The sequence below is a fragment of the Acidovorax sp. Root267 genome (assembly GCF_001429215.1).
Lineage (GTDB): Bacteria > Pseudomonadota > Gammaproteobacteria > Burkholderiales > Burkholderiaceae_C > Acidovorax > Acidovorax radicis.
The window spans coordinates 736,872-763,047 of record NZ_LMJC01000012.1; the positions used below are offsets into that span (position 1 = coordinate 736,872).

Below are 26,176 nucleotides of genomic sequence, written 5' to 3' on the forward strand. Positions count from 1 at the left end.
TTGGTCTCGCTGGCGGCCGCCGAAAGCCCCGCAACGGCCTCAGAGCTTGTTCAAAGTCTTTTTGGAGTCGCACAAGTACCTTGCCGGGATGGGATGCAAGGCGCGGGGTGCAGTGGATAGCCCCGCTATCCACAAGCGCCGCAACGCCGCAGACAGCCCGGCAAGGCACTTGCCCGCAGGGTTGGAGTGAAATCGGGCGATTGGAAGCCTCGGCTGCTTGCATGGGCACGAGCCCATGCGGCACATCCGAAGCTTCCACTCATCCCGATTGCACTCCAATGCGATCTCCAAAAAGACTTTGAACAGGCTCTTACAGCGACAATGGACGGTTCCCCTCTACCGCACAGCCCCGATGAAAGCACCCCCCCGCCTGCAGTCCCTCATTGAGGAAGGCCTGATCGACACCGTGGTCCGGCAACTCATGAGTGGCAAGGAGGCCATGGTCTACGTGGTGCGCTGTGGTGATGAAACGCGCTGCGCCAAGATCTACAAAGAGGCCAACAACCGCAGCTTTCGGCAGGCCGTGGATTACACCGAGAACCGCAAGGTCAAGAACTCGCGCTCGGCCCGCGCCATGGCCAAGGGCAGCAAGTTTGGCCGGCAAGAACAAGAGGCCGCCTGGCAAAGCGCCGAGGTCGATGCGCTCTACCGCCTGGCCGCTGCGGGCGTGCGCGTGCCGCAGCCCTACAACTTTCACGACGGCGTGCTGCTCATGGAGCTGGTGACCGACGCCCACGGCGATGCCGCCCCGCGCCTGAACGATGTGAGCTTCACGCCCGAAGATGCCCGAGCCCACCACGCCACGCTGGTGGCCGAGGTGGTGCGCATGCTGTGCGCGGGGGTGGTGCATGGTGACTTGTCGGAATTCAACATCTTGCTGGCGCACTTGCCCGGCGCCGAGGGTGAACCCGGCGCCGACGGCCCCGTCATCATCGACCTGCCCCAGGCCGTGGACGCTGCGGGCAACAACCACGCCCAGCGCATGCTGCTGCGCGACGTGGCCAACCTGCGCGATTTCTTCGGCCAGTTCGCGCCCGAGCTGCGCACTACCCAATATGGCCCCGAAATCTGGAGCCTGTACCAGAGCGGGCTGCTGAGCAACGAGACCCCGTTGACCGGCCGCTATGCGCCGCAGCATGTCGATGTGGACATGCAGGCCGTGCTGCGCGAGATCGACGACGCGCGCGACGAAGACGCGGCGCGCAGGCTGCGCATGGCGGCGGGCTGACGCCTCTCGTCCAGCCCGCCGCGTGCGGGAGATGCGCAGGTGGCAGGGTGGCGCCAAGGCCTTGCGGCACAATCGCGCCCCTTTTTCTCTGCAGCTTGCTTGCCATGCCGTCCATCCACATCCGCAACTTTCGCCCTGGCGACGAACCCGCCTTGCGCGCTGTTTTCCACGCCTCGGTGCATGGCCTGGCCTGCAAGGATTACACCGCCGAACAACTCGCTGCCTGGGCGCCGCCGCACCATGACGCCGCGCAGTGGGCCGGGCGCATGCAGGCCAACCAGCCCTTCGTCGCGCAGGCGCAGGGCGGTGGCGCCATTGCCGGGTTTGCCGATTTGCAGGCCAGCGGCACCATCGACATGTTTTTTGTGGGCCCGGCGTTTGCAGGCCAGGGCGTGGCCCGTGCACTGATGGCACACATCCACACGCAGGCGGCGCAGCGCGGCATCACCCACTTGCACGCCCACGTGAGCCTGACCGCCGAGCCTTTTTTTGCCGCGCAGGGCTTTGTGGTGGAAGAGCGCCAGCAGGTGCAGCGCGCGGGCGTGGTGCTGCGCAATGCGCGCATGGCCAAGGCGCTGGTGGTGGGCTGAGAGCCTGTTCAAAATCTTTTCGGGGATTTCACTCCAACCCTTCGGGCAAGGTACTTGTGCCACCCCGAAAAGATCTTGAACAGGTTCTAAGGGATAACTCCTGATTTAATAGCTGCTTGCGCTTGTCCATCAAGCGCTGGAGGCCAATTTGGCTTCAAATTCAGCCGCCGTGCTGTGTCTTTGCCCCCGCAGGTGCCTTACAGTAGCCGCCCCGCAGCAGACAAACCCACCCACACCGGCCCACGACGGCTGACACCCCATGACCAAAGACCTGGCCCGACAGAACGAACTCAAACCCATGGCGCTGTGCGAGCCCTGCCAGGGCATTCAGCGCAACTGGCGCAAGGCGCCGGGCCACGCCGAGCTGGTGCAGCGCGGCAACCGCAAGGAAGACCGCGAGACGGGCTCCGTCACCATCACCCGCTATGTGTGCGACCGCTGCGGCACGGCGTGGGAATATGAAAATGACAAGGACAACCAGAAAGCAGGCTGGTCGGTGGTGGGGCGGTAGCCTCTTTTCTTTCTCTAAGGGCGCGGCGGATCAACAGCCTCTGGCGGGCCCGCACAGGGCGTTGTGGCCTCCCGTCATGGCCGCTCTCGGGGGGCGGTGGCCGCCAGCACCATCCCCACCAGCACGCAGCCCAGCCCGGCCCACTGCCAGGGGCGGATGGCTTCGCCCAGCACGCCGGCCGACAGCGCCAGCGCCGACACCGGCAGCCACACGGTGGCCAGCGATGCGCGCACGCCGCTGGTGCGCGCGCTGCCCGCGTACCACAGCAGAAATCCGCCCACCGTGGGCACCCACGCGTAGTAGAGCACCCCCGCCATTGCCGGGGCGGTGAAGGCCGAGGCAGAACCCGAGCCCTCGCGCGCCAGCCACGCGGCGGGCAGGGCCGACAGCAAGAGCCCGCCCGCCGACATGAGGGTGGACATCGCCAGCGCGGGCAGGGGCCGCGACAGGCGCTTGTTGGCCAGGATGAACACCGCCTCGCACGCCACGGCGGCCAGCACCAGCGCGATGCCTGCCAGCCGCGTGGGGTTGCTGCTGCCACCAGCCGCGTCGGGGGAAAAGGCCACGGCCATCACGCCTGCCGTGGCCAGGCCGACGGCCAGCACCAGGCGCAAGCCGGGCCGCTCGCCCAGCAGCAGGGCCGAGAACAGCGCGGCCGCCGCCGGCAGCGTGCCCGCCATGATGCCCGCGTCAGACGCACTGGCCAGGGTGACGCCCAGGATCAGCAACACCGAGTACCCCACGCTCCCCGCTGCCGCCTGCACCGTGAGCAGCACCGCGTCGCGCCGGCCCACGCGCGGCAGCCGCTGGCCGCGCCAGCGCATCAGCGCAAAGAACACGGGCAGCGCCAGCGCGTGCCGCAGCACCGTGGCGAGAAAGGGTTCGATGTCCTGGCCGATGACCTTGCTGGCCACCACTGTGCTGCCCACGAGCACCATCCCCAGGCTGCACAGCAGCTGGCCTTTGAGCGAATCTGACATGAGCGGAAACCTTGCCGAAGTGATGAATCAGCCGGCAGTCTCCAAGGCTGTGCGCGCTGCGTCTTGAACGTTATTGCGCCCCGGGGCGGCGGTGCGCCTTTTGCCATGCACCGGGCGTGAAGCCAAATTGCCGCGCAAATATGCGTGTCATGTGGCTCTGGTCCGCAAAGCCGCTGGCCGCCGCGGCATCGGCCAGGCTGGCACCGCGCTGGATGAGGTGGCGGCTGCGCTCGGCCCGCTGCTGAAGCAGCCAGGCGTGCGGCGGCAACCCATAGGCCTCGGCAAAGCGCCGCAGCAGCTGGTAGCGGCTGAGCCCGGCAAGGGCTGCCATCTGTGCGAGGGAGGGCGGAGCCAGTGGCGCATCGGCCAGCCAGTCGCGCACCTGTTGCACAACCTCGGCGGCAGCGGTGGCACGCGAAGTGGGCGGTGCCTCCGTGCTGGCGTGGCGCTCCAGGAGCAGCGCAGAGGTCAGGGCCAGCGATTCCTCGCAGGCCAGGCGGTCCACGGCATCGGCCGACGACGGGGCGTGCACCAGCTGTTCTTGCAGGGCGTTCCACTGGAACACGCGCGTGATGAGCGTGTGCAGGGCGCGGGCCAGGGCAGGGTCCTGGATGACGGGGCGGGTGAGCGCGATGTCGGCCCCCGCCCCAGGGACCTCGTTGTCCGCCAGGGCCTGCAGCGCCGCCGGTTCCAGGTACACCATGCGCCAGCGGCGCGAGGCACTGCCCAGCGGCTGGCCATCGTGCACCTCGCCCGGATTGGTGGTGATGAGGTCGCCCGCATAGGCATCCACCGGGCCGCGCCCGCTGGCGGAGCTTTGCGCGCCATCGTCCAGCAGGCCCAGCCCGTAGACTGCATGCCAGTGCCTGCCGTAGTGGCGGGAACTTTCTGCGTGTGTGCAGTACACACCTTGCCAGGGAGATGCAAAAACCTGGCATCGATGGATGGGCGGTGGCGTCATCGCGCCGATTATTGCGCCGGCCTGCCCGGAGCATGTTCTGGCCCATCCGCCCCGCATACTGCCCGGCCGCCGCATCCGCGACACCGCAACCACGACAACGATGGCAACCATTGCATCGACTGCCACAACAGCCCCAAGGAGCGCACGCATGCTGCATCGCCGACGATTTCTGACCACCGCCTCCAGCGGCCTGGCCCTGGGCGGGGCCACGTTGTTGCTGGCGGGGCGTGGCGCGCTGGCCCAGCCCAGCTACACCGTGCCGCTCGCGCAGCTGCAGGAGATGGTGGCCACGAAGTTCCCGCGCAGCGTGCCGGTGCAGGGCCTATTCGACCTTACCCTGCAGGCGCCCAACCTGCGCCTGTTGCCCGAGGTCAATCGCTTGGGCGCGGCCATGGTGGTGGACGCGGCGGGTGCCGCATTGCGCCGCAGCCATGCCGGGAGTTTTGATGTGGAGTTTGGGCTGCGCTACGAAGCCAGCGACCGCACGCTGCGCGCCCACCAGATCCGGCTGGTGCGGCTGGATTTCCCGTCCCTCAAGCCGGCCGTCACCGAACTGCTCAACGCCTACGCGCCCGTGCTCGCCGAACAGTCGTTGCGCGAAGTCACCTTGCACCAGCTGCGCCCGCAGGACACCGCCGTGTTCGATGGCCTGGGCCTGCAGCCGGGGCCCATCACCGTGACGGCCAAGGGGCTGTCGGTCGCGTTTGTGGGCAAACAGCCCTGAGCACGTTTGTTATCGGGTGCTTCAAAAAGCATAGCTTCCTCCGCTGGATGGATAAGCGCTGAAGGGCAAAAAGACTCGAATTCTTTGGTGCAGTCCGGGCCGAAGGCTATTTCGGCTCGCCCGCCACGCGGCGCTGGGCCGCCGCAAAGAGCGGGCTGCGGATCAGCTGCAATGCATGGCCCCGTTGCTGGCTGTCGGATGACACGGCGGACGTGGTGGCCACGACGAGGTCCAGGGGCGGATAGACCCAGATGAACTGCCCGCCATACCCACTGGCCATGAAGGTGGGGCGCGGCGCCTTGCCGGGCACCACCCACCACAGGTAGCCATAGTGCAACCCCACCGGCGGGCCTCCTGCGTTCTGCGCCTGCACCGAGGCGTCCGCAAACGCTTCGGGCACCAGCGGCTTGCCGTTCCACTGGCCGCGTTGCAGGTACAACTGGCCAAGCTTGGCCATGTCCAGCGTGCGCAGGTGCACGATGCTGTCCCGGTAGCTTGGCTCGGCCAAGCCCATCGGGCCCACCAGTTGCTGGCGCGCGTAGTCGGCCAGGGGCATGCCGGTGGCTTTTTCCAGCACGGTGACCAGCAGTGGCGTGACAGAGTTGTCATAGGAAAAAACCTGGCCCGGGTCTGCCGCCAGCGGCCGCGCCCAGGCCTCGCGCACGGGCAACGGCGCAGCGGTGCCAGCGCGGGTGCGCGGGCCGCTGTCCTGCGCAAATCCCGCCGTCAGTGTCAGCAGGTGCCGCAGCGTGACGGTGGCGGCGCGCGGGTCGGTGTTGAGGGGCGCCCACTCAGGCACCAGCTCCACCACACGCTGGTCCACGCTGGTGATCCGGCCCTGCGCGATGGCCGCACCCAGCAAGGCCGACAGCGCGCTCTTGGAGGCCGACTGCGTGTCGCGCAGCCTGTCAGGCTCCCCATCGCGGTAGAACCGGTACACCACCCGGCCGCGCAGCACCACCACGGCGCTTTGCACATCGGTGAACTGGGTGGCCAGCGCGGCGTCCACGCCCTGAAAGGCCGTGGCGTCCAGCGCTTGTTCGGCGGGTGCCGAGGTTTCGCGCCAGGGCGCATCGGCGGGCTGGGCGTGCACGGCACCGGTGGCCAGGCAGGCCAGCAGGCCGAAGGTGATCCAGGTGGTCGAACGGGTGGGCCAGCGGGGGTGCATGCGGGTTCCTTCCAGCGATCAGCAAGCGGTCAACGGGTGCGCGCAGTGTAGGAGCGGCAAGCTTTGCGCACGCCAAAGGCGCCGCCCGGCCCGGGCTGGCCGCTTGGAGACCCCCAGCAGGCAGTCACCCATCTCCACGCACCCGTTGCGCAAACCCGCGCTGCCTGAACTGCTCCACCACAAAATCCACAAACACCCGCGTGCGCGCTGGCAGCAGCTTCTTGCTGGGGTAATAAATCGAGCCCGGCCCCGTGTCCACCCACCAGCCGGGCAGCACCCGCACCAGGTCGCCGCGCGCCAGCCAGGGCTGCGCAAATGGCATGGGCAGCACGGCCAGGCCCAGGCCCATCAGCGCGGCCTGGCACATGGCCTCGGGGTCGTCGAACACGATGCGGGGGCGGAAATCCGCCGGCGCCGCCTCGCCAGCCTTGTTGCGCAAGGTGATGACAGGGACACGCCCCGTGCGGATGGCGCGGCGCGCAATGCCATCCCACTGCGCCAGGTCTGCCGGGTGGCGGGGGGCCTTGCGGCCCTTGAGCAGCGCGGGGGCGGCCACCACCACCAGGTGGATGGGCCCCAGCGTGCGCGCCACCATGTCGGGGTGCAGGTTCAGGCCGCCGCCAATGCCGGCGTCAAAACCCTCGCCGATCAGGTCGACCTGGCGATTCTCAAAGCGCCAGTCGGGCTGGATGGCCGGGTAGCGCTGCAAAAACTCGGTGAGCAGCGGCACGATGTAGGCGCGGCCAAAGGCCTGGCCCATGCTCACCTTGAGCGTGCCCGCAGGCTGCTGCTCGGCCTCGGCCGCGTGGTCCACCGCATCGGCCAGCGCGGTCAGCGGCGGGCTGATCTGCGCCAGCAGGCGCTGCCCGCCTTCGGTGAGCGTGAGGCGCCGCGTGCTGCGCTGGAACAGCCGCACGCCCAGGCTGGCCTCCAGCCGCGCCACGTTCTTGCTCACGGCGGCGGGCGTGAGGCCCATGAGCCGCGCAGCGGCCGAGAAGCTGCCGGACTCGGCGGATTTGACGAACGATTCGAGGTGGCTCAGGGGTTGCATGGCTTGCATTTTCAACTGATGGTTGAAATAGATCCAGCCTATTCATGGCTACCGATAAGGCAATGGTTTGCCGACACTGCAGGCATTCCGGGTTCTGTGACGAACCTTTTCAATCACCTGTTTTTTGGAGAAACACCATGTCTTCTGTGCTTGACGCATCCCCCTCGGCGGCGGTGCCCGCAGCCTCTTCACCTGTGCTGGCTGGCAAGGTTGCCTTTGTCACCGGCGGCGCGCGTGGCATTGGCGCCGCCATCGTCCAGCGCCTGGCGCGCGACGGTGCGGCGGTGGCCTTCACCTACAGCAGCTCCGAAGCCCCCGCGCAGGCGCTGGTGGCTGCCATTGAAGCGGGCGGTGGCAAGGCGCTGGCGCTGCGCGCCGACAGTGCCGATGCCGCCGCCCTCACGCAAGCCATCGACGGCGCGGCGCGCACGCTGGGCCGCCTCGACATCCTCGTCAACAACGCGGGCGTGGCGGTGGCCGGCGAGATCGACAACTTCGCGCTGGCCGATTTCGACCACACGATCAACGTGAACGTGCGCGCGGTGTTCGTGGCCACGCAGGCCGCCGTGCGCCACATGGGCCAGGGCGGCGCCTATGGCCGCGTCATCACCATCGGCAGCACCAACTCCGACCGTGTGCCATGGGCAGGCTTCAGCGTGTATGGCATGAGCAAGGCCGCCATCGTGGGCCTCACCAAGGGGCTGGCGCGCGACCTGGGGCCGCGTGGCATCACGGTGAACAACGTGCAGCCCGGCCCGGTCAACACCGACATGAACCCCGCCGACGGCCCCCTGGCCAGCAACATGCACGGCATGATGGCGCTCAACCGCCACGCCCACCCCGACGAAATCGCGGGTATGGTGGCCTATCTGGCGGGGCCGGAGTCGGGCATGGTGACGGGGGCCAGCCTGCTCATCGATGGCGGGTTTGCGGCCTGATCCAGAGCGCCCCTGGACGCGTTGGCCCCCTGCGGCAGGCTGATCCACCGCGTCGGTTACGTCGGTTACGTCGCATCGGCGCGGGCAGCCGTCGTCGGTGGAAGTGTGTGGTGCGATGTCTTTGCCGCCCAGGGGGATCAGCGCGGATGGTTGCGCCCGCAGCGATATAGTGGCCCACCCTTCCACCTGGGACCACGTTTGTGAACCACACTCCTCGCCTCTTGCGCAGCGCCTGCGCCACTGCCGCAGCATTGGCCGCACTGACGGCCAGCTTCACCCTGCACGCCGCCACCACCGCCGAGTCCGGCTATGTGGGCGAATACCGGGGCGGCTCTGTGGACACCATCGCGCAACTGGCGCTGCTGGCCGACAACACCTTTTGTTTTGCCTTGACCGGCGGGGCGCTGGATATGGTGATGGCGGGCCGCTGGAAGTCGGAAGGCAGCGGAGTGCGGCTGCAACAGGTGCGGCAGGACCAGACCTTGTTCCCTGCCTATGCCCGCAAGGTGGCCGCATTGGGTGCCATGGTGGAGTTCGACTTTCATGGCCACACGCTGTCCAGTGCCCGCGCGCCGGTGTTTGCGGTGTCGGCGGACGACAAGGCCCCGGCCGCGCTGCGCCCGCTGTTTGGCCAGGGCAACAGCAACTGGTCTGAAAACTACCCGCTGCCCCCTTTGCCTGCGGAGTCGGTGCGCTACTTCTACCTGGGCGAGGTGGTGGAGGAGGCACCGGGCAAGCCCGCGGTGGTGAAGGTGGTGCAATACCGGCTGGACGGTGCCAATTCGGTGCGGGTGGGGTTCGATCCGCTGCAGGCCATGCCCCTCATGAACCAGCGGGCCGAGCTGCAAGGGGACATGTTGTTTCTGTCGGGCAGCCGCCTGGGCAAACGCCGGGCGCTGGACCCTGAAGTGGTGCAAACCGTGCGAACGGGTTGCATAGCGCCCGCGCTGAATCCTGGCGCCCCGCGCCCTGCGCTGAAACAAGGCGAGACCCAGCCCCTGCAGCCGCTCAGAACTTTTACCGTCAGCCCGTCGGCCATCCAGGGCACGCCGTTCTTCGAAGCCAAAAGCAACTGAGCTGTGGTGGGCGGTCGTCGGGCCGGATGGGGGCCGGCTCAGGCTGAAATCGCCGGGCCTGCGGGCGCACGCAGTGGGGTCTCGATCTGCATCTTGGCCAGCCGCAGCGCCTTGCGCATGTAGCCACGCCACAGCAGGTTGGCCAGCAGCCAGAGCACCGGTGCGGCCCACTTCGAGCGGGGGTGGAAGGCATGGCGCCAGCGCACGGTGGTCTGCGTGCCGCCCGCCTGGGGGTCAAACCACCAGGCCCCGTTGGCGCCGGTGGCCAGCCAGCGCATCGCACCCGTGAAGCCGCTGACGGTGTAGCTGAAGTACTGCGCCGGGTGGTAGTGCTTGAGCCTTTCTTCGACCAGGCTGCCATCGGACAGCGCCACGGTGCGTGTCTGCCCCGGCGTGTCCCAGGCGCCCGTCTGGTCGCGCGTGCCGGTCACTGCGGGCAAAGGCCCGTAGCCGGTGAACAGGGCGCGCGGGTCGATGGGCGCGATGTGCTGGAACGCGAGTGCCGGGGAGGCCTTGATGTGCGTCTGGACCGTGGCAGAGAAGGTGGTCATGGGTGAATCCGGTGCGTTGGTTCCGCCCTCTCGGGCAGTCCAGCCAATGTAGGGCGCGCGGCGAAAGCGATAAATACCCTTTTCCACAACGGACTGTTTGCCGAATGGCCAGCAATCGCCCCTTTCCCAGGCGAAGACGCTGTGCGCCAACACGGCTTGGGGGGCGCACGGTTGCATGTGGCGGCGCAAGCTACATGTGCCCGTTCAGGTCGCCGATGGCTTGCGCCGCCGGGGCCTTGGGGCCGTGCCCTGCAGCTCCTGCGCGCTCAGGCCGAACGCCGGGTTGTCTGCCAGCATCTCCACCGCCAGATCGATGAAGGCGCGTGCGCGGGCCGGCTGCGCCGCCCGGCTGCCGTAGTACACGTACAGGCCCAGGTGCTGGGGCACGAATTCGGTCAGCACGGGCACCAGTTGCCCGCTGCGCACCAGTGGCGCCGCCGTCACGCCGACAAGCTGGCCGATGGCGTGGCCGCCCAGCACGGCGCGGGCTTCCAGCTCGATGTCGTTGACGCAGAACGCCGGCGGTATGGCGTGGGCCACGATGTCGTCGCCCACCTGAAACTCCCAGGGCATGGGCTTGCCGGTGGTGGGGTGCCGAAACCCGCTGCAGCGGTGCTGCGCGAGGTCTTCGATGCGGGTGGGCGTGCCATGGCGGGCCAGGTAGTCTGGCGTGGCGCACGCCACCAGCTGCAGCGCCATCAGGCGCCGCGCAATCACCCCGCCCTCGGGGGGGTAGCCCGAGCGGAAACCCACGTCCACCCGGTCCTCCACCCAGTTGCCGATGCGGTCGTCCAGCTGCACATCGGGCTCCACGAGCGGGTAGCGGCGGCAGAACGCGTCGAGCACGGGCCAGACTACCTCCAGCATGACGGAGCGCGGCGCCACGATGCGCAGCGGCCCCGCAATCTCCTCGCGCCCGCGCCGTGCGCCGTGCACCGCCCGCTGCAGGGTCGAGAGGCCCGGTTGCGCAGCCTCCAGAAACTGGCGCCCCTCCTCGGTCAGGCTCAGGCTGCGCGTGGTGCGGTGGAACAGCCGCACACCCAGGTGCGATTCGAGCTGCCCCAGCGCCAGGCTGGCGGCCTGCGGGGTGATGCCCTGGGCCGAGGCGGCCTGCCGCAGGCTGCCCAGTTCGGCGGCTTTGGCAAACGTGGCAATGGCACGCAGTTCATTGATGGCCATGGTGTCCGTTTCGAGAGATTGGCAAGTTTTGCTTGTAAATAAAGTCAGCAATTATGGGCTAGTGCGATGGCAATGGTCTGCCTAAAGTTCACCTCCATGGCCGCGCCTCAGCATCTCTGTGTGTTGCGTTTGCCAGATCCCCGTTCCCAATCCCTTTCAAGGACTTCCGCCATGACTGCTTCGACTGCTATCCCTTCCTCCTCCTTCCCCCGTGTCTGGATGATCACCGGCGCCTCGCGCGGCATTGGTGCCCGCATTGCCGAGGCCGCGCTCGCACAGGGCGACGCTGTGGTCGCCACGGCCCGCGATGCCGCGTCGATTGAAAAGCGCCTGGGCCCCAGCGACGCACTGTTGCCTGTGGCGCTCGACGTGACCGACGAAGCCCAGGCGCGCCATGCTGTGGGCGCCGCGCTGGAACACTTTGGCCGCATCGACGTGCTGGTCAACAACGCGGGCTACGGGCTGCTGGGCGCGGTGGAGGAATCCACGGCCGACGAAGTGCAGCGCCTGTTCGACACCAACGTGTTCGGCCTGCTGCATGTGACCCGGGCCGTGCTGCCCGCCATGCGCGCGCGCCGCGCAGGGCACGTGATCAACATCTCGTCGCTGGGTGGGGTGCGTTCCAGCGCAGGTTTTGGCGTGTACTGCGCCACCAAGTTCGCGGTGGAAGGCCTGACCGAGGCGCTGCATGCCGAGCTGGCCCCGCTGGGCATCCATGCCACGGCAGTGCAGCCCGGGTATTTCCGCACCGAGTTCCTCGACGGCGCCTCGCTGGCCGTGGCGCCGTGCGTGCTGGACGACTACGCCGCCAGCGCGGGTGCCGTGCGCGAAGCGGCGCGCCGCATCAACCTGAACCAGCCTGGCGACCCCGTGCGCCTGGCCCAGGCCGTGATGAAGCTGGTGGCCAGCCCCACGCCGCCGCTGCGCCTGCCGCTGGGCACGGACACGCTGCAGACCATTGCCGACACACACGCCTTCGTGGCGCAAGAAACCGCGCAGTGGCGGGCCGTGGCTGCGTCCACGGACTTCCCGGCGCACGAGGCCGCGCAGGCAGTGACTGTGTAGGTGTCGGTAGTTGCTTCTCTTTTGATAGCTTCTACCGCAATGGGATCAAGCGGTAGTGGCTATTTTTGAGGAAAAAGCAGACGCTTAAACCATCCCGCCATTGGCCCGCAGCGTTTGCCCATGGATCCACCCGCCATCCGGCCCGGCCAGGAAGGCCACCGCGTTGGCGATGTCCTCGGGCGTGCCCAGGCGCTCCATCGGGTTGGCCTGGGCCAGGCGCTCGATCAGCTCGGGCGTCTTGCCGTCCAGGAACAGCGCGGTGGCTGTGGGGCCGGGCGCGATGGCGTTCACCGTGATGTTCCGGCCGCGCAGTTCCTTGGCGAGCACGCTGGTCAGGGTCTCCACCGCGCTCTTGGTGGCGGCGTACACGGCATAGCCTGGCAGGGCCGTGCCGACCAGGCTGCTCGAGAAGTTGACGATGCGCCCCCCGGGCTGCAGCCGGTGCGTGGCCTCGCGCAGGGTGTGGAACGTGCCCTTGAGGTTGATGGCGACCAGGCGGTCGAAGGTGGCATCGTCCGTCTGCGCCAGGTGCGGCAGGGTGGATGGCATCACGCCCGCGTTGTTGACCAGCACGTCCACGCGGCCAAAGGCCTGCTCGGTGGCATCGAACAACTGGCGCACGGCGCCGCTGTCGCCCACGTCGGCCTGCACCGCGATGGCCTCTCCGCCCGCCGCCGTGATCGCCTGCACCACCATCTGTGCGTCTGCGGCCCGGCCCGCGTAGTTGACCACCACACGAAAGCCGTCGCGCGCGAGCCGGTGGGCAATGGCGGCGCCGATGCCACGCGATGCACCGGTGACGAGGGCGACGCGCGGGCCCGCGGGGGTCGACGCCTGAAAAGGGGTGGTGGTGATCGGGTTCATGGCAAGGCTCCTGGTGCGGTGATTAGGGCGCCGGGTGGGCGGCGCCAGGGATGGAGGCATTGTTCTGTTGTTGTCAGAATTGATAAATACCTAAAATTGCCATCACTGTTCAGCTGAACACAACAATCGCCCACAGCCAGAAGCCCTTTCGTGATGGACCGTTTTCAATCCATGCAGCTTTTCACGCGCATCGTCGAGCTGGGCAGCTTCACGCGCGCGGCCGAAGACCTGCAGCTGCCGCGCGCGAGCGTGACCCTGGCCGTGCAGGACCTGGAAAAGCGCCTGGGCACACGGCTGCTGCAGCGCACCACGCGCCACGTCAGCACCACGCCCGACGGGCAGGCGTACTACGAACGCTGCCAGCGCCTGCTGGCCGACCTGGAAGAAACCGAAACCGCGTTCGGCAACGCCGTGAGCACGCCGCGCGGCAAGCTGCGCGTGGATTTGCAGGGCACGCTGGCGCGGCACTTCGTGCTGCCGCGCATCGGCGAGTTCTGCATGCGCTACCCCGATGTGGAACTGGAGATCGGCATGGGTGACCGGCTGGTGGATCTGGTGCGCGAAGGCGTGGACTGTGTCCTGCGCGGCGGCGAGCTGCGCGACTCGACCATGGTGGCGCGGCGTGTGGCGCTGTTGCCGCAGGTGACCTGCGCGAGCCGCGAGTATCTGGCGCGCCATGGCACGCCCACCACGGTGGATGCGCTGCGCGGGCACCGCGCCGTCAACTTCCTCTCGCAGCGCACGGGCAAGCCGCTGCCTTTTGACTTCATTGTGGATGGCGTGGCCAGGAGCGTGCAGCTCAAGGGCCCCGTGGCCGTGAGCGATGCCGATGCGTACCACGCCTGCTGCGCCGCGGGCCTGGGGCTGATCCAGGTGCCGCGCTACCACATCGCGCCCCGGCTGGCCGATGGCAGCCTGTGCGAGGTGCTGGCGCCGTTTCGCCCCGCGCCCATGCCGGTGTCCGTGCTGTATCCGCACAGCCGCCAGCTTTCGCCACGCGTGCGGGTGTTCGTGGACTGGCTGGCCGAGGTGATGTCGGCCGCGCACTGAACGACCTGATTGCGTGCTGCGAGGCTTACGCCGGGCGCGAAAACTCCATCACCCAGTTCACCTCCCAGGTGGTGCCTCCGTCGTCCGAAAACGCTTGTTGCCAGCGCGGCGCGCCGCTGTGCTTTTGCGACCATTCGAAGCGCACGCGCACCGGGCGGCCTTCGAACACTTCTTCGCCTTCAAAGAGGCCTGCGCCGTCCTGGAAGCCGCCCACCACGGGTGGCTGGAGCAGGCCGGTGGCAGGGTCCAGGCCGCCCGTGGCGTTGTCGAGCCAGTAGATGCTCCAGCGCTTCGATACCGGGTTGAACACGCGCAGCGTCATGCCGACGAAGCCGGGCTTCCAGGCCAGGGGCGTGAAGTCGTCGCAGTTGCCGATGCCGCCAGGCAGGGCGTGGGCGGTGCCGGTGGCATCGAACACTTCCCAGTCGTTGCAGCCTTGAAGCCGGTGCACCAGGCGCGTGTTGCGGATGCGCCAGGGGCCCAGGAGGAAGTCGAAGTCGCGTGCGGCGCTGGGGGCTGCGGCAGGCGAGGGAATGGTGATGAGGTTCGGCGTGGTCATGGCGGGTTCTTTCATCGGCAAGGCGAGGGGGACGTCAGGCATGCAGCGCAGAGCGGGCGGTGGGCTGCAGGCGGTGGATTTCGGGCGCGCGGGCCAACCAGGGTGCAAGGCCCGGCGCCACACCGCGCGCCCATGCGGCGCTGTCGGTGAAAGCCTCCAGCGCGGCCTCGCGGCCGAACAGCGCCAGCCCCAGCAGCACGTGTTCGCCCTCGCGCACGGGCAGGCGGGGAAAGGTGTTGGCGCTGGTCTCGGTGCAGTACCAGGCCACGTGGCGCGCGCCACCGCGTTGCAGCGTGGGGGCCATGCGGTGGCGGCAGAAGTCCAGCAGCGCGGGTGTGGCGGCCTCGTGCAGGTGGAACACCGTGGCGGCCAGAACGCCCGGGGCCGAGCCACTGGCACCGGCCGCGGGGCGCGCGTGCTGCGGCAGCGCGCCTGCCGCCCCAGGCCATGCGGGGCGCAGCAGCAACACGTTGTCGGAGTCGACCATGGTGGCGTTGGCGGTGTTGCGGTGCGCGGCCCAGGTGGGGCCGCTGTAGAAGGCTTCGAGCGCCTGGCGGCGCGCCTCCATGCTGCCAAAGCCGCGCAGCCAGACAAACTGATCAGGCCGGTCCAGGTCGCGGAACTGGCCCAGCACGCGCAGGCCCTGCGCCTCCTGGGTCTCCACGAACTCGCGGTCGAACAGGTCGATCAGCACATCGCGCTGCCCCGCGTGCAGCGTGTACTGGCGCAGTTCGACGATGGGGCAGTCGTCGGCAACGACGGCGGCGGCAGTGATGGGGACGGGTGTGTGGCGCGTGGCCATGGCGGTGTCGGACATGCGGGCTCCTGGTGGGGTGGTTTCAACATTCAGGCTGCAGTCTGCGCCGCAATACCTGCCAACCTATGGCAGGTATTTGCGCTATCTTTCGCCATTGCCTCAAGCGACTAAAAATTCTTAGCCGCACCACACAAACTGACTCCCCATGCGCGCCAGCCGCCTGCTTTCCCTTCAGATGCTGCTCGAAACCCAGGGCCGCATGAGCGCACAGGCGTTGTCCCAGGCGCTGGAGGTTTCGGTGCGCACGCTGTACCGCGATGTGGACCAGCTCAGCGCGGCCGGTGTGCCGATCTACGCCGAGCGCGGGCGCCATGGCGGTTTTGCGCTGCTGCCGGGCTGGAAGACCACGCTCACGGGGCTCACACCGTCGGAGGCGCAGGCCGTCTTTTTGAGTGGCCTGCCCGGCCCCGCGCAGGAACTCGGCCTGGGCGGCGATGTGGAGGGGGCGCGGCTCAAGCTGTTGTCGTCGCTGCCCGCGTCGTGGCGCGAGGACGCGCAGCGCGTGAGCACCCGCCTGCACCTCGACCCGGTGGACTGGTACCGCGAGAGCGATCCCACGCCGCACCTGCCCACCGTGGCCGCCGCCGTGTGGAGCGGGCACCAGGTTGCGATGCGCTACGAAAGCTGGGCCGACACGGTGGAGCGCACGGTGAACCCGCTGGGCCTGGTGCTCAAGGCAGGGGTCTGGTACCTGGTGGCTGTGCCTGCGGGCGCGGCCGCTTCTGCGGAGGGCGGGCCACGCACCTACCGCGTGTCGAACATCCGGGCGGCCACGGCGCTGGCCACGCCGGTGCGCCGCCCTGCGCGGTTTGACTTGGCCGGCTATTGGGCGCAGTCGATCCAGCGCTTTGAAGCGGGGCTCTACACCGGCGAGGCCGCCCTGCTGGCCACGCCATCAGGGCTCAAAGGGCTGCGCGCGCTCAGCCGTGCCGTGGCACGCGCGGTGGCGGCCGCCCCGCCGTCCCGCCGCAATGACGGTCGCGTGGCCGTGACCATTCCCATCGAATCGGTGGAGCATGCCTGCGGGCAACTCCTGCGGCTGTCCCCGCAGGTGGAGGTGCTGCGGCCTGCTGCGTTGCGCCGCGCGCTGGTGGCACGGGTGAGGGCCACAGCGCAGCTTTATGGGTTGCCGTGACTGGGGCTGGATGGAAAATGCTATCTAACTTGTAGCTGTCTACGCTTTGTAGATAAGCGGCAGAGGTATAAAAGCGTCAAAAAAAACGAGCAGGCACGTCAACGCAGACCGTGCCCCGCCGCTGCAGCCGCCGTACCGATATTTGTGGATGGTGTCACATGGGCGACATGCACCTTCAATACCTTCGGCAGGCTTTAACCAATGGTCTGCGGTGATGCAAACAGTGATGGTGGTGCCAGGGGAGTCCGAGCGGTTCTGGAACCAGACCCCTTTTCGTTCGTATTTGTTCAATGCGTTTTCGTTGCTGCTGCCCTCGGGGGAGCAGTTTGTGATCCGGGCGATGGAAGATGCTGCCACGCACCTGCCCGAAGGCGCACCGTTGCAGGACGAGGTGGCGCAGTTCGTGCGCGAAGAGCGTGCCCACCAGCGGGCGCACCGCTTGTACAACGCGCAGTTGGCGGCCCAGGGCTACAACGCCATAGCCCTGGAGGCGCGCATTGAGCGCGCCGTGCAGGGCCTGGAGCATGCGCTGTCCTGGAGGGAGCGACTGGCCCTGGCGGCGGCACTTGAATACCTGACAGCGCTGGTCTCACGCCATGCGCTGCGCGGCGAGGGCTGGCTGGTTCACAACGCGTCCCGCCAGTCCAGCCTGTGGCGCTGGCATTGCGAAGAAGAGGTGGCACACCATGGTGTGGCGTTGCGCATGCTCTGTGAGGTGGGTCGGGTGGGCTACGGGCGCCGCATGGCGCTGTATGTGCTGGCGTCCCTGATCCTGTTGGGGGATGTGGCGCGCCACACCTGGGACTTTTTTCAGACCGACCGCGCGCAAGGCCGGCTGGGCTGGCTCGGTGGTGCCCGGTCTGTGGCGGGTTTTGTGCTGCGACAGGCCGTGGGTCTGGCCCGCATGGCGGTGGGGTGGCTGGGCTACGGGCTGCCGATGCACCGCCTGGCGCCAGCCTCGCAGGTGGGCCGAAACGCAGAAAAGGCACGCATCGAAGTGCGCCCGCTGCAGGCCTGCGACATCCCCCGCTTGCTGGTGCTGGAGCACAAGAAGTGGAGCGACGGCCAGGCTGCCGATGCAGACGCCATGGCGCAGCGCATCGCGGCCCACCCGCAGTTGTGCATGGGGGCGTTCTGCCCGCGCACGGGCGAGGCACTGGCCTCGCTGTTCCTCAAGCCCATTTCAGCGGTGCAGTTGCAAAGTGCCCGCACCTGGGCAGATTGCGCGAAGATTTGCAGCCATGACGGGGGGCAAACCAGCCGTGACCTGTTCGGCATCAGTCTGAGCAGCATCAGCCCGCAAGGCGTGGAGGCGATCTTTGCGTTCTTCTGGCCGCGTGCGCTGAAGGCCGGCTGGCGCCAGATCTACCTGGGCTCGCCCGTGCCGGGCCTCGCCCGCTGGCGCAGGGGGGAGCCCGATGCCCCGGTCGAGTCGTACGTCTACGCCATGCGCCGGGGTGGGCCGCAAGACCCGCAGCTGCGTTACTACTGGCAAAAGGGCTTCAAGACCATCGTCGCCTGCAAGGCGGGCTACTTTCCGCACGCAGCGTCGCTGGACTACGGGGTGGTGGTGCGGGGGCGCATCCCGCTGTCCTTCCTGGCTCCGCTGTGGCGACATGTGCCGTTGTCCTGGCTGCGCGGGATGGAACGCTGCCTGGCCAGGGGGCTGTGATGGCGGGCCATGAAGGCGCGTGGGAGCCATTGGCCGTGCAGGCAGGTTCCGTGGCCGAGGCCATCGGCCGCCGCGAGCCCTGTGTGCTTCGCCAGCGCGCAGCCCATTGGCCAGCCGTGGCGCAATGGACCTGGGAGCGGTTGGGCGCGCTGGCCCCCGACCTGCCCGTGCGGCTGGTACAGGGCAACCGCGAGCTGGGCGCCACGGTGTTCCAGTCTTCCACCCTGGGCGCCTATCTCCAGTCCTTGCAAGGCCCCGCTGCCACCGGCAAGGTGCCGATGTACCTCAAGGAATTTGACCTGCTGGGCACCTTCGCACCGCTGCGCGCCGATGTGCGCCCGCAAGAGCTGTTTCCGCCCGGGGCGCTGCACGACGCCCAGACTTGGATCGGCCCTGCAGGGGCGCGCACCGGTTTGCACCATGACTACCTCGACAACCTTGCCGTGCAGCTGGTGGGACGCAAGCGCTTTTATCTGCTGCGCCCGGGGGTGGTGGAGCGGCTGGGTGCCGTTGCCGCCAAGCATGACCGCTGGGCGGCCCTGGCTTCACTGAATGCTGATGCCGTGGTGGACCGAGGTGTTGTTGCAGGCGACGCCTGGGCGGTGGACCTGGAGCCCGGGGACGTGATCTATGTGCCCGCGCGCTGGTGGCATGAAGTGGTGAACCACACCCCCAGCGTGTTGCTGAGCGGTTTTTTTGGCGCGCGCGCTACCGTTTACGCGCAATGGGTGTGGCGCCAGGCTGTGCATGGGGCGCACCTTGCGGGCCTGTGGCGGCGTGGGCACTGCACCTGCCATCCGGCGCGGGTTTAAATCCCCCGCTCCACCATATCGAGCAGCCGCTGTCCCAGGCCATCCAGCATCTGCTGCGGCGTGCCCCGCAATGGTCCGTCGATGGAAAGCAATGCCATGCCGTGCACGGTGGACCAGGCCAGGTATTCGGCGCCGGGGCGGCGCGCGGGCGGCAGGGCGCCTGCGGTCACCAGGTCATCGAGCGCTGCGCTCAGGTGCTGGAACGGGTTGAGCCCGGTGGCGCCACCCATGGCTGGGTCGGGGTCGTGCTGCACGGTGAAGCGGCCACCGAAGGCGGTGCGGAACAGCCCGGTCTCGGCGTGCGCAAAACGCAGGTAGCCCGCGCCCACGGCGCGCACCTTGGCGTGGGCCTGCGCGGTGGGTGTGCCGGTGGTGGGCACCTGGGCCAGTTCGGCTTCCATGGCCTCGGCCACGGCCGCCAGGGCCGCCGTGCGGACGGCGGCCAGCAGGTCGTCCCGGTTGGCGAAATGGCGGTAGGCCGCATTCGGCGCCACGCCCGCGCGGCGTGTGGCCTCGCGCAGCACCACGGCATCGGGGCCGCCCTGGCGCGCCAGATCGATGCCGGCCTCCAGCAGGGCGCGGCGCAGGTCGCCATGGCGGTAGGTGCTGCGGAGGGTCGGCGTGTTGCGGTTGGTTACGGTCATGGACGATGGAAACGTGGACACCGTCCATTCTCTTTGTTATGGTTTGTGGACGGTGTTCACAATTGTGCATCGAAATCACGTTGCTGAAACTTTGGCAGGCATTTGGCCCCGGCGGGGCGCCTGCTTTTACCCCCAAGGAGACGCCCCATGAAAGTCGAGCCCTATCTGATGTTTGAAGGCCGCTGCGAAGAGGCCCTGGATTTCTACCGACGCGCCCTGGGTGCCGAGGTCACCATGCTCATGCGCTACAAGGACAACCCCGAGCCCGCCGCCGGCCAAGGTTGCGCAGAAGGCGGCGGCCCCGGCCCCACGCCCGAGATGGTGATGCACGCTGCGTTCAACGTGGGCGAGACGCAGGTGATGGCGTCGGACGGCATGGGATCGGGCAGCACGAACTTCCAGGGCATCTCGCTGGCGCTGAGCCCCGCGAACGAAGCCGAGGCCAAGCGCCTGTTCGATGCATTGGCCGAGGGCGGCCAGGTGCAAATGCCCCTGGGCAAGACTTTTTTTTCACCCGCCTTCGGCATGGTGGCGGACCGCTTCGGCGTGGCGTGGATGGTGGTGGCACCACAATGAGCGCGACCCGATACCAAGGCAGCTGCCATTGCGGCAAGGTGGCGTTTGAGGTGGAAGGCACCATCGACAGCGGCCTGGCCTGCAACTGCAGCATGTGCGGCCGACGCGGGTCGCTGCTGTGGTTTGTGCCGCGCGACGCGCTGCGGCTGACCACCCCCGAGGCGGACGCCGCCACCTACACCTTTCACAAGCATGTGATCCAGCACCGCTTTTGCCCCACCTGCGGCATCCACCCGTTTGGCGAAGGCGTGGACCCGAAAGGCAACCGCGTGGCGGCGGTCAACCTGCGTTGCCTGGACGGCGTGGACCTGGATGCGGTGCCGGTGCACCACTACGACGGCAAAGCGGTGTAGCCCCTCGGGTCGGCGCGTGCTCTTGCCAACCTCTTCAACACCAAGGAGACCGACATGATGAATCCCGAACCCCATGCCATGCACCGCTGGCTGCAGCAACTGCTGGGCGACTGGACCAGCACCTCCAACTGCGACGCGGACCCCGGCCAGCCGTCCGAGCAGTCGCACGGCACTGAACACGGGCGCGCGCTTGGCGACCTGTGGGTGATCCTCGAAGGCACCGGCACCATGCCCGGTGGCGGCGAGGCCCGCATGCAGATGACGCTGGGCTACGACCCCGAGAAGAAAGAGTTTCTGGGCACCTGGGTGGGCTCGATGATGGCCCACATGTGGGTCTACCGTGGCACGCTGGATGCCGACCAGAAGGTGCTGACGCTGGAGACTGAAGGCCCGAGCTTCAAGGACGACGGAAAAACCGCCCGCTACCGCGACGTGATCACCATCGTCAGCGCCAACGAGCGCACGCTCACCTCGTTTGGCCAGCAGCCCGACGGGAGCTGGAACCAGTTCATGCAAGCAAAGTATGTAAGGACCCCCTGAGCCGCTGCGCGGCTTCCCCCTGAAGGGGGACGCACCCGGTGGACTGGCGGAGCCAGATCCACGGGTGCACTGGCCTTGCGCCGCGCCAGTTGCCGCCGCCGCGCGTGACAAACTGTGGGGCGCGTCTTCTGCGCTTTCCACATTCCCATTGACCTCCATGACCCTCTCCATCGAAGGCCGCGCACGCTGGCCCGCGCTCATCCTGCTGTGCCTGGGCGAGCTGATGATCGTGCTCGACACCACCATCGTGAACGTGGCGCTGCCCAGCATCAAGGCCGATCTGGGCTTTACCGAGACATCGCTGGTGTGGGTGGTCAATGCTTACATGCTGACCTTTGGCGGCTGCCTGCTGCTGGGCGGGAGGCTGGGCGATCTGTATGGGCACCGGCGGCTGTTCCTGGCAGGAATCACGCTGTTCACCGTCGCGTCGCTGGCCTGCGGGCTGGCCCACACGCAGGGGCTGCTGGTGGCGGCGCGTGCGGTGCAGGGCGTGGGTGGGGCCGTGGTGTCGGCCGTGGCGCTGTCGCTCATCATGAATCTGTTCACCGAGCCCGGCGAGCGCGCGCGGGCCATGGGGGTCTATGGTTTTGTCTGCGCGGGGGGCGGCAGCATTGGTGTGCTGCTGGGCGGTGTGCTTACCAGCGCATTGAGCTGGCACTGGATCTTTCTCGTCAACATCCCCGTGGGCGTGGCGATCTACGCGGCCTGCCTGGTGCTGCTGCCGGGCGGCAAGGGGCAGGCCCACGGGCAGCGGCTGGACGTGGCGGGCGCGGTCACCATCACCGCGTCGCTGATGCTGGCGGTGTACGCCATCGTCAACGGCAACGAGGCGGGCTGGACTTCGCTGCAGTCGCAGGGCCTGCTGGGTGCATCGGCCGCGCTGCTGCTGGTGTTTCTGTACGTTGAATCCCACGTGGCCGCGCCGCTGGTGCCGCTGGCCTTGCTGCGGCTGCGCAATCTGGCCATCTCCAACGTGGTGGGCGTGCTGTGGGCGGCAGGCATGTTTGCGTGGTTCTTCCTGTCGGCGCTGTACATGCAGCTGGTGCTGGGCTACGACGCGATGCAGGTGGGCCTGGCGTTCCTTCCGTCCAACCTCATCATGGCGGGCTGCTCGCTGGGGCTGTCGGCCTGGGTGGTGATGCGCTACGGCATCCGCAGCACGCTGGGCTGGGGCCTGCTGCTGGCCACCGTGGGCCTGGTGCTGTTTGCACTGGCGCCCGTGGACGGCCAGTTTGCGCTGCACGTGCTGCCCGGCATGCTGCTGCTGGGCGTGGGGGCGGGCATTGCGCTCAACCCGCTGCTGCTGGCCGCCATGGGCGACGTGAAGCCCGAGGATTCGGGCCTGGCATCCGGCGTGGTCAACACTGCCTTCATGATGGGTGGCGCGCTGGGCCTGGCCGTACTGGCCAGTTTGGCCGATGCACGCACGGGCGCGCTGCGCGAGGCGGGCGCATCGGTGCAGATGGCCTTGAACGGTGGCTACCAGCTGGCCTTCTGGGTGGCGGCCGGGGGCTCGCTCGTGGCGGCGTTGCTGGGCGGCCTGGTGCTGCGGCCTGCGCAGCCGTCTGGTGCAGGGGCACCGGTGGCGGTTCATTAAAAGGTGCAGAGCTATTAAAATAATAGCTAACAGCGCAATACTGATAAGCGCCAGGGCCTGATTTGATTCAAATTTGAGCGGAATGCGTCTGCCAGGATCGTCCCACTGTCCTGCCCGGTGCACCGCACTGTTCCACCGGGCGCACTTCTGCTCAGGCACCATTGGCTCCATATTCCACTGGCATACCGCCCGATCGTGGTGGTGCACAACACGAGGAGCCTTCGTATGTCGTCGTCCACACCTGCTGCAACCACCGCCCTGGTGCCCATCGTGCGCGCCCAGTTGCTGGGTCCGCAGTGGCCCACGCTCGACCCGTTTCTTTTCTGCGCCCACCACGACGATGCCTACCCCGCGGGCAACGCCGCGTTCGGCCCGGCCGTGCCCATCGAAGACCGCCAGATCGGCAGCGACTTCAGCGGCAAGGACGGCTGGAGCATGTACCACGGCGACACCGTGCCCGGCTTTCCGGGCCACCCGCACCGCGGCTTCGAGACCGTGACACTGGTGCGCAAGGGCCTGATCGACCATTCCGACTCGCTGGGCGCGGCCGCACGTTTTGGCGGCGGTGATGTGCAGTGGGTCACGGCCGGCAAGGGCATCGTGCATTCCGAGATGTTCCCGCTGCTCAATGCCACCGAACCCAACCCGCTGGAGCTGTTCCAGATCTGGCTGAACCTGCCCGCCAGGAACAAGATGGTGGACCCGCACTTCACCATGCTGTGGGACGAGCGGATTCCGCGCCTGGTGCGCCACGACGCCGCAGGCCGCGCGACCACCGTCACCGTGGTGGCCGGTGCGCTGCCCGGCGCGCCCGAGCCTCTGGCACCGCCGCCCGAATCCTGGGCTTCGCAGCCTGAAGGCGATGTCGCCATCTGGACGCTGCGCATGGACCCGGGCGCCGAGTGGACGCTGCCTGCCGCGCAGGGCGAAGGCACGCAGCGCATGCTGTACTTCTTTGTCGGCGACAGCGTGCGCGTGGGCCCGCAGGACGTGGACCGCCACGCGGCGCTGCAGGTGCGTGCCACCGAGGACTGGCGGCTGACCAACACCGGCGCCACCACCGTGGAATGCCTGGTGCTGCAAGGCCGGCCGATTGGCGAGCCCGTGGCGCAGTACGGTCCGTTTGTGATGAACACGCAGGCCGAGATCATGCAGGCCATGAACGACTACCGCCGCACCCAGTTCGGCGGCTGGCCTTGGCCGGACCAGGACCCGGTGCATGGCACCGAGGCACGGCGCTTTGCGCGCTATCCGGGTCAGACCGACGAAGAGCGCCCTGCCGAAGTGGTGGCGGGCGCATAGGCCCAGGCGCAAAGCCCGCCCACGAGGCGCCCGGCAAACACCCCACGCCTCGTGGACAATTCAGGGTTTCGATTGGCGCAGCGGCTGGCGGCAATAGCCCGCCAGCCCGCGCCGTTCTTTCACCGTCTGAAAGCGCAAGCACCACCATGGCCACCATCACCAAAGACTCCGCCGTCACCATCACTTACAAGGTCACCACGCCCGAAGGCAAGCCGCTCGACGCCGGCAGCCTGTCGTATCTGCACGGTGGCTATGAAAACATCTTCCCCAAGGTCGAAGCCGCGCTGGAAGGCCAGGCCGTCGGCTTTACCACCGCGCTGGACCTTGCCGTTGAAGACGCCTTCGGAGCCCGCGACGAAAGCCTGGTGCGCACGATCCCCAAGGCTGAGTTCCCCCCAGGCGTGAAGGTCGGCGGCCAGCTGCAGGGCGTGGGCAGCGACGGTCAACCCGCCGTGTTCAATGTGGTGAAGATCAAGGGCCCTGAAGTGCACCTGGACGGCAACCACCCGCTGGCAGGCCAGGCGCTGAAGTTCAGCTGCAAGGTCACCGAAGTGCGCGCTGCGAGCGCCGAAGAAGTGGCGCACCGCCACGTGCATGGGGCGCACGGGCACCAACACTGAAGTAGGGGGGCGGGCCGCAGCACAGCGGAAAACGCCTGCAGGTGGGGGCTGACCCGGTCTGCCTTACCGGCGTCATGGTGCGCTACACCCTCTGGCCTTCATGCTGCCCTTGGGTGTGAGTGCACACAGAACAATCGGCGATTAAAAAAGCCCGCACTGCGGGCTTTTTTGCGGAAGAAGGCTTCGCGAATTACTTTGCCGCTTCAGGCTTGGCGGCGTCTGCCTTTTTCTCTGCCGTGGCCTTGGTTTTCTTGGCCTTTGCCTTTTTCTCCACCTTCTTGTCTGCGGGTGCAGACGCCGCGGCGGCTGGCGCTGCTACGGCGGGTTTGACTTCAGCTTTTGTAGCTGGTGTGGCAGGCGTGGCCGGGGTTGCTGGCGTCGCGGGCATTGCCGATGTTGCTGGGGCTGCGGGCGTTGCAGCCTTTGCGGGTGTGGCTGGCGTTGCAGGGGCAGCAGGTGCCTGGGCAAACGATGCGGACACAAAGAAACCGGCGAGCAGGGCAGCGATGAGCTTGTTCATGAGAAATCCTTTCAGATCGGATGACCGCCCGACAAAGCGTCGGACTTGTGTATGCAACGGCGCGGGGACGGGCGGCGATGACAGGTCACGAAGTGATTGGCAACAAGGCGTTACCGCGTCCCAGGCCACGACCGTTCAGAACCGGTTCCTTGGCGAGGCGTTCGCGGGCCCACTCCACAAAGGACCGTACCTTCGCGGGGGCCCGCCGCCCTGCGGGGTACACGATGTGCACAGGCACCGGCGGCAGCTCGTGCTCGGCCAGCACGATGCGCAGCCGGCCTGTTCGCAAGCTGGCGGCGGCCTGGTAGGCCAGGCAACGGGTCAGGCCCAGGCCAGCCTCTGCGGCGGCAATGTCCACCTCGTTGCTGTTGCTGATCCATGCGAACTGAGGGTGGCCCGTTGCGCCGTCGCGGAACTTCCAGGGCGCTGGAGCCCGTGCGTCAAATGAAAATCCGATGGCCCGATGGGTACTTAGATCAGCGGGGTGGCGCGGTCTGCCGTGCTGCGCCAGATAAGCGGGTGACGCCACCACCAGGCGGCGCAAGGCACCCACCTGCACGGCGGTCAGCCCTGAATCGGGCAGGTGGGCGATGCGGATGGCCACGTCCATGCCCTCGTCCAGCAAATGCACGATGCGGTTGACGAACAGCGTGCGCACCTGCACGCGCGGCTGTGCCTGCAGAAAACCTTGCACGATAGGCGCCACATGCTGAATGCCGAACATCTGTGGCGCGGTGATGGACAGCAGGCCCTGCGCTTCGGCCTGTGCGCCACTGGCCGCCTGCTCGGCCTCGTGCAGGTCGTTCAAGAGGGGGCGGCAGTCCTGCAAAAAGCGCTCGCCCGCTTCGGTGAGCCGCACCATGCGCGTGCTGCGCTGAAACAGCAGCACACCGAGCCGGGCCTCCAGCGCTGCAATGGCGCGCGTGACGGCGGCGGCCGAGCAGCCCAGTTGCCGCCCCGCGACCGCAAAGCCGCCAACATCGGCCACGGCCACAAAACAACGCAGGGTGTCGAGGTGGTCCATTGTTTCAGTTCACGCAATTTTGAAAGCTGCACTATGGCTATTAACACCGTGCCGTGCAATAGATAAGGT

29 protein-coding genes are annotated in these 26,176 nt (G+C 67.8%); 17 read left to right on the forward strand and 12 right to left on the reverse strand.

From position 1 onward, the window contains the following. Window positions 1-352 precede the first annotated feature (352 nt). The 3 genes from ASE39_RS12830 (at window position 353) to ASE39_RS12840 (ending at window position 2,329) form a co-directional block, all read left to right on the forward strand. Entirely contained in the window at window positions 353-1,228 is an 876-nt protein-coding gene (locus ASE39_RS12830; RefSeq protein ID WP_057227442.1) for a PA4780 family RIO1-like protein kinase, read from the forward strand. A 104-nt stretch (window positions 1,229-1,332) separates the two neighbouring features. After that, complete coding sequence (locus ASE39_RS12835; protein WP_057271361.1) at window positions 1,333-1,818, forward strand: GNAT family N-acetyltransferase; 486 nt, start codon at window positions 1,333-1,335, stop codon at window positions 1,816-1,818. A 259-nt stretch (window positions 1,819-2,077) separates the two neighbouring features. Then, window positions 2,078-2,329, forward strand: a complete 252-nt coding sequence (locus ASE39_RS12840; RefSeq protein ID WP_010464440.1) for a hypothetical protein — start codon at window positions 2,078-2,080, stop codon at window positions 2,327-2,329. A 74-nt stretch (window positions 2,330-2,403) separates the two neighbouring features. Here the strand turns inward: ASE39_RS12840 and ASE39_RS12845 are convergent, their stop codons facing one another. Together ASE39_RS12845 and ASE39_RS12850 are read right to left on the reverse strand one after the other, a co-directional pair. Further along, a complete protein-coding gene (locus tag ASE39_RS12845) occupies window positions 2,404-3,309 on the reverse strand; it encodes a DMT family transporter (RefSeq protein WP_057271362.1) in 906 nt (301 codons plus the stop codon). A 70-nt stretch (window positions 3,310-3,379) separates the two neighbouring features. Beyond that, window positions 3,380-4,270, reverse strand: a complete 891-nt coding sequence (locus ASE39_RS12850) for an AraC family transcriptional regulator (protein WP_057271363.1) — start codon at window positions 4,268-4,270, stop codon at window positions 3,380-3,382. Window positions 4,271-4,418: 148 nt separating this feature from the next. Between ASE39_RS12850 and ASE39_RS12855 the strand changes: the two genes are divergently transcribed. Further along, on the forward strand, window positions 4,419-4,994 hold the full coding sequence (locus ASE39_RS12855) for a hypothetical protein (RefSeq protein ID WP_057271364.1): 576 nt from the start codon (window positions 4,419-4,421) through the stop codon (window positions 4,992-4,994). A 106-nt stretch (window positions 4,995-5,100) separates the two neighbouring features. On the opposite strand, the gene ASE39_RS12860 is transcribed toward ASE39_RS12855, so the two are convergent. Next, window positions 5,101-6,162 carry a serine hydrolase gene (locus ASE39_RS12860; protein ID WP_057271365.1) on the reverse strand — a complete coding sequence of 354 codons (1,062 nt, stop codon included), beginning with the start codon at window positions 6,160-6,162 and terminating at the stop codon, window positions 5,101-5,103. 124 nt (window positions 6,163-6,286) lie between these two features. After that, window positions 6,287-7,213 (reverse strand): LysR family transcriptional regulator, encoded by a 927-nt coding sequence (locus ASE39_RS12865; protein ID WP_029414139.1) that lies wholly within the window; start codon window positions 7,211-7,213, stop codon window positions 6,287-6,289. A gap of 137 nt (window positions 7,214-7,350) precedes the next feature. Between ASE39_RS12865 and ASE39_RS12870 the strand changes: the two genes are divergently transcribed. Continuing rightward, the gene (locus ASE39_RS12870) at window positions 7,351-8,151 is read left to right on the forward strand and encodes an SDR family oxidoreductase (protein WP_057271366.1); all 801 of its coding nucleotides are present in this window, start codon (window positions 7,351-7,353) and stop codon (window positions 8,149-8,151) included. Window positions 8,152-8,351: 200 nt separating this feature from the next. Further along, a complete protein-coding gene (locus ASE39_RS12875) occupies window positions 8,352-9,227 on the forward strand; it encodes a hypothetical protein (RefSeq protein WP_057271367.1) in 876 nt (291 codons plus the stop codon). Window positions 9,228-9,265: 38 nt separating this feature from the next. Here the strand turns inward: ASE39_RS12875 and ASE39_RS12880 are convergent, their stop codons facing one another. Together ASE39_RS12880 and ASE39_RS12885 are read right to left on the reverse strand one after the other, a co-directional pair. After that, window positions 9,266-9,778, reverse strand: coding sequence for an SRPBCC family protein (locus tag ASE39_RS12880; protein WP_057227425.1), 513 nt, complete (start codon window positions 9,776-9,778; stop codon window positions 9,266-9,268). A 204-nt stretch (window positions 9,779-9,982) separates the two neighbouring features. Continuing rightward, window positions 9,983-10,957, reverse strand: coding sequence for a LysR family transcriptional regulator (locus ASE39_RS12885; RefSeq protein ID WP_057271368.1), 975 nt, complete (start codon window positions 10,955-10,957; stop codon window positions 9,983-9,985). A gap of 171 nt (window positions 10,958-11,128) precedes the next feature. Here ASE39_RS12885 and ASE39_RS12890 point away from each other — a divergent pair, with 171 nt between their 5' ends. Next, complete coding sequence (locus tag ASE39_RS12890) at window positions 11,129-12,022, forward strand: oxidoreductase (protein ID WP_057271369.1); 894 nt, start codon at window positions 11,129-11,131, stop codon at window positions 12,020-12,022. A gap of 84 nt (window positions 12,023-12,106) precedes the next feature. Here ASE39_RS12890 and ASE39_RS12895 read toward each other — a convergent pair whose 3' ends face one another. Beyond that, the gene (locus tag ASE39_RS12895; protein ID WP_057271370.1) at window positions 12,107-12,886 is read right to left on the reverse strand and encodes an SDR family oxidoreductase; all 780 of its coding nucleotides are present in this window, start codon (window positions 12,884-12,886) and stop codon (window positions 12,107-12,109) included. Window positions 12,887-13,039: 153 nt separating this feature from the next. Between ASE39_RS12895 and ASE39_RS12900 the strand changes: the two genes are divergently transcribed. After that, window positions 13,040-13,936 carry a LysR family transcriptional regulator gene (locus ASE39_RS12900; protein ID WP_010464416.1) on the forward strand — a complete coding sequence of 299 codons (897 nt, stop codon included), beginning with the start codon at window positions 13,040-13,042 and terminating at the stop codon, window positions 13,934-13,936. A gap of 25 nt (window positions 13,937-13,961) precedes the next feature. Here ASE39_RS12900 and ASE39_RS12905 read toward each other — a convergent pair whose 3' ends face one another. Together ASE39_RS12905 and ASE39_RS12910 are read right to left on the reverse strand one after the other, a co-directional pair. After that, window positions 13,962-14,537, reverse strand: coding sequence for a hypothetical protein (locus tag ASE39_RS12905; protein ID WP_242421425.1), 576 nt, complete (start codon window positions 14,535-14,537; stop codon window positions 13,962-13,964). After that, window positions 14,530-15,312: an NIPSNAP family protein gene (locus tag ASE39_RS12910; protein ID WP_057271371.1), complete on the reverse strand. Its 783-nt coding sequence runs from the start codon at window positions 15,310-15,312 to the stop codon at window positions 14,530-14,532. Before ASE39_RS12910 ends, ASE39_RS12905 begins: the two co-directional genes overlap by 8 nt. Before the next feature lie 145 nt (window positions 15,313-15,457). On the opposite strand from ASE39_RS12910, the gene ASE39_RS12915 reads away from it, so the two are divergent. The 3 genes from ASE39_RS12915 to ASE39_RS12925 all read left to right on the forward strand — a co-directional run bounded on the left by ASE39_RS12915 (window position 15,458) and on the right by ASE39_RS12925 (window position 18,931). Beyond that, complete coding sequence (locus ASE39_RS12915) at window positions 15,458-16,447, forward strand: WYL domain-containing protein (RefSeq protein WP_057271372.1); 990 nt, start codon at window positions 15,458-15,460, stop codon at window positions 16,445-16,447. A gap of 214 nt (window positions 16,448-16,661) precedes the next feature. Beyond that, a complete protein-coding gene (locus tag ASE39_RS25855) occupies window positions 16,662-18,119 on the forward strand; it encodes a metal-dependent hydrolase (RefSeq protein WP_158004249.1) in 1,458 nt (485 codons plus the stop codon). Further along, window positions 18,119-18,931 carry a cupin-like domain-containing protein gene (locus ASE39_RS12925; protein WP_057271373.1) on the forward strand — a complete coding sequence of 271 codons (813 nt, stop codon included), beginning with the start codon at window positions 18,119-18,121 and terminating at the stop codon, window positions 18,929-18,931. The genes ASE39_RS25855 and ASE39_RS12925 overlap by 1 nt, the downstream gene beginning before the upstream one ends. Here the strand turns inward: ASE39_RS12925 and ASE39_RS12930 are convergent. After that, window positions 18,928-19,575, reverse strand: coding sequence for a TetR/AcrR family transcriptional regulator (locus tag ASE39_RS12930; RefSeq protein WP_057227412.1), 648 nt, complete (start codon window positions 19,573-19,575; stop codon window positions 18,928-18,930). The genes ASE39_RS12925 and ASE39_RS12930 overlap by 4 nt on opposite strands. A 147-nt stretch (window positions 19,576-19,722) precedes the next feature. On the opposite strand from ASE39_RS12930, the gene ASE39_RS12935 reads away from it, so the two are divergent. The 6 genes from ASE39_RS12935 (at window position 19,723) to ASE39_RS12960 (ending at window position 24,563) form a co-directional block, all read left to right on the forward strand. Continuing rightward, window positions 19,723-20,151 (forward strand): VOC family protein, encoded by a 429-nt coding sequence (locus ASE39_RS12935; RefSeq protein WP_010464407.1) that lies wholly within the window; start codon window positions 19,723-19,725, stop codon window positions 20,149-20,151. Next, the gene (locus ASE39_RS12940; protein ID WP_057271374.1) at window positions 20,148-20,504 is read left to right on the forward strand and encodes a GFA family protein; all 357 of its coding nucleotides are present in this window, start codon (window positions 20,148-20,150) and stop codon (window positions 20,502-20,504) included. The genes ASE39_RS12935 and ASE39_RS12940 overlap by 4 nt, the downstream gene beginning before the upstream one ends. Before the next feature lie 54 nt (window positions 20,505-20,558). Then, window positions 20,559-21,044: a DUF1579 domain-containing protein gene (locus ASE39_RS12945; protein ID WP_010464403.1), complete on the forward strand. Its 486-nt coding sequence runs from the start codon at window positions 20,559-20,561 to the stop codon at window positions 21,042-21,044. 157 nt (window positions 21,045-21,201) lie between these two features. Continuing rightward, window positions 21,202-22,641: an MFS transporter gene (locus ASE39_RS12950; protein WP_057271375.1), complete on the forward strand. Its 1,440-nt coding sequence runs from the start codon at window positions 21,202-21,204 to the stop codon at window positions 22,639-22,641. Between the two features lie 225 nt (window positions 22,642-22,866). Then, window positions 22,867-23,943, forward strand: coding sequence for a pirin family protein (locus ASE39_RS12955; RefSeq protein ID WP_057271376.1), 1,077 nt, complete (start codon window positions 22,867-22,869; stop codon window positions 23,941-23,943). Window positions 23,944-24,089: 146 nt separating this feature from the next. Next, window positions 24,090-24,563, forward strand: a complete 474-nt coding sequence (locus ASE39_RS12960) for a peptidylprolyl isomerase (protein ID WP_010464397.1) — start codon at window positions 24,090-24,092, stop codon at window positions 24,561-24,563. A gap of 190 nt (window positions 24,564-24,753) precedes the next feature. Here ASE39_RS12960 and ASE39_RS12965 read toward each other — a convergent pair whose 3' ends face one another. After that, a complete protein-coding gene (locus ASE39_RS12965; protein WP_057271377.1) occupies window positions 24,754-25,083 on the reverse strand; it encodes a hypothetical protein in 330 nt (109 codons plus the stop codon). A gap of 85 nt (window positions 25,084-25,168) precedes the next feature. Further along, on the reverse strand, window positions 25,169-26,107 hold the full coding sequence (locus ASE39_RS12970; RefSeq protein WP_057271378.1) for a LysR family transcriptional regulator: 939 nt from the start codon (window positions 26,105-26,107) through the stop codon (window positions 25,169-25,171). Window positions 26,108-26,176: the final 69 nt, after the last annotated feature.